General features: G+C 70.9%; 4 protein-coding genes and 1 pseudogene. 2 read left to right on the forward strand and 3 right to left on the reverse strand.

What is annotated here, in order from left to right:
• A partial coding sequence (locus VED21_RS00370) for a helix-turn-helix domain-containing protein (RefSeq protein ID WP_324880319.1) occupies positions 1-116 on the forward strand: 116 nt, incomplete at its 5' end.
• Positions 117-185: 69 nt separating this feature from the next.
• Here VED21_RS00370 and VED21_RS00375 read toward each other — a convergent pair.
• Complete coding sequence (locus tag VED21_RS00375; protein WP_324880317.1) at positions 186-380, reverse strand: DUF2892 domain-containing protein; 195 nt, start codon at positions 378-380, stop codon at positions 186-188.
• Positions 381-472: 92 nt separating this feature from the next.
• Positions 473-1539, reverse strand: a protein-coding gene (locus VED21_RS00380) for an IS630 family transposase (protein ID WP_324880318.1) whose coding sequence is annotated in 2 segments (ribosomal slippage) — positions 473-1051 and positions 1054-1539 — 1065 coding nt in all. Because the reading frame shifts where the segments join, the coding sequence is not laid out codon by codon here.
• A 107-nt stretch (positions 1540-1646) separates the two neighbouring features.
• On the opposite strand from VED21_RS00380, the gene VED21_RS38930 reads away from it, so the two are divergent.
• A complete protein-coding gene (locus VED21_RS38930; RefSeq protein WP_414638143.1) occupies positions 1647-1766 on the forward strand; it encodes an alpha/beta fold hydrolase in 120 nt (39 codons plus the stop codon).
• Between the two features lies 1 nt (position 1767).
• Here the strand turns inward: VED21_RS38930 and VED21_RS00385 are convergent.
• Positions 1768-2073: pseudogene (locus VED21_RS00385) on the reverse strand (hypothetical protein); the annotation flags it as partial.

Consider the following 2073-nt stretch of genomic DNA (forward strand, 5'->3'; position numbering starts at 1 on the left):
ACATCCAGCGCGTCTTCGAGCAGTGCGAGCGCAACGTCTCCGAGACGGCGCGCCGGCTGAAGATGCACCGCCGCACCCTGCAGCGCATCCTCAACAAGCACGCCCCGCGCGCCTGACGCGGTCCGGTCCCGGACCACGAAAAAGCCCCTCTCCCGCCGGGAGAGGGGCTTTTTCGCGTGGCCGGTTCAGCCCTTGGTGGCGCAGGTCTTCAGGCCGACCAGCGTGTAGGCCGGGCAGAAGCCGAGCACCGCGGTGAGCAGCGGGACCAGCCCGACCCAGCCCCAGGGGGTCTGCGGGCCGACGAACACCAGGGCGATCAGGATCAGGCCGACGAGGGCCCGCAGGGCGCGATCGACGCCGCCGACATTGCTGCAGAACATGGAAGGAACTCCGCTGAGGGGTGTGAACGCTCGTGGGTTCCTTGTACGTCCAGCGGCGGGCGCGCGTCTGTGACGGAGTCATACCGCCGAGCCTAAGCATTGACACACGGGAGCCACGGGTAGCTGGTGAGGGAGCGTAGGCGCCCTGGCGTGGCGGTGAGGGCATTCCAGGCGTCGCAGCAGGCTTGGACGACGGCGTCGTAGTCGTCCAGGAGCCGGTGGGAGAGGAAGCGCTCTCGCAGGTAGAGCCAGACGCGCTCCACGGGGTTCAACTCGGGACTGTAGGGGGGCAGCGGCACCAGCGTGACGTTGTCCGGCACGACCAGCGCCCTTGATCCGTGCCAGCCGGCCTGGTCGAGCACGAGCACCGCCTGGACGTCCGGTTCCAGGCTCCGGGAGAAGCCGTCCAGGAACAGGCTCATGGCGGCGGTGGAGACGGTCGGCATCACCAGCGCGAAGTCGGCGCCGCTGGCCGGGCAGACGGCGGCGTAGAGGTAGGCCGAGGTGAAGCGCTTGTCGCACAGCCCGGCCGGACGCTGCCCGCGCTCCCACCAGCGATGCGCGGTGCGGCCCTTCTGGCCGATGCGCGCTTCATCCTGGAACCAGAGTTGGAGGCGGCGCCCAGGGTGCGCGGCCGCCGCGGCCTTCAGCGCTTCGCGCAGCCCCTTTTTTGGAACGCGGCCTGGGCCTTGGCGTCGGACTGCGGGTGGCGAGGGCGCGTCTTCTGCTTCGACAGCCCCAGCCGGCGCACGATGCGCGACAGGCTGGCCGGATGCAGCGTCTTGGCGAAGCGCTCGGCGATCACCTCGCACAGGATCGGCAGGGTCCACTCCACACACCCGTGCCGCTTGGGATCGGGGCCGGCGAGGATGAGGGCCTTGAGCGTCGCCTGCTCGCCCTCGCTCAGCCATTCCGGCCGGCCAGGGAGCGGGCGGTCATAGAGACCGGCCACGCCTTCGGCGTTGTAGCGCACCACCGCATCGCGCAGGGCTTGGCGGTCCATGCCGGCCAGCCGCGCCGCTTCCGCCCGGCTCACCCCATCCAGGGCATGGGCGATGGCGAACATCCGCGCCGCCACCCGCCCCTTGCCCTCCCGCCGTGCCAGCGCGCGCAACTCGCCGGCGCTCAGGTCTTCCCGGATCGGCAACGCTGCTGGCATGCGCTTCTCCCCGTCGTGGACGGGGAATCGAATCACGGATCGCTCGCCTTGGGAATCCCCCTCAGTGAGTCACCGCCTCCGCTCGCCGGTATGAGGTGCATGTGGAGATGGCCGGGGCCATCCCCGGCGCCCGCTTCATCCCCGTCGAGGACGCCGGCCATCTGTCGCCCATGGAGCGTCCGCAGGCGGTCACGGCGCTGCTGAGGGAGTGGCTGGTCTACGCGTGACTCAGCACTCCGGCCCGCCGCAGCTGTCGGCGCGGCGGGTCGGGAACAGGCTGTAGGTGAGGTCGCCGATCAGGTCGCGGAACATCGGATCCTGCACCGACTGCGGCCGGTCGAGCCAGCCCGTGGCCGAGGTCAGCGGCCCGCCGCCGCGGCAGAAGGCGCCCTGCACGATGATCGGGCCGCCCGGCGGCTTGGTGGGCAGCGTCGGGTTGGCGCACAGCGCCGAGTTCAGCTCGTTCTGCGCCAGGTTGAAGGCGATCACCACGCGGTATTCCGGCCGCGCCGTCGGCCCCGGCGTGGTGGTGAA

Source organism: Azospirillum sp. (genome assembly GCF_035627195.1).
GTDB lineage: Bacteria > Pseudomonadota > Alphaproteobacteria > Azospirillales > Azospirillaceae > Azospirillum.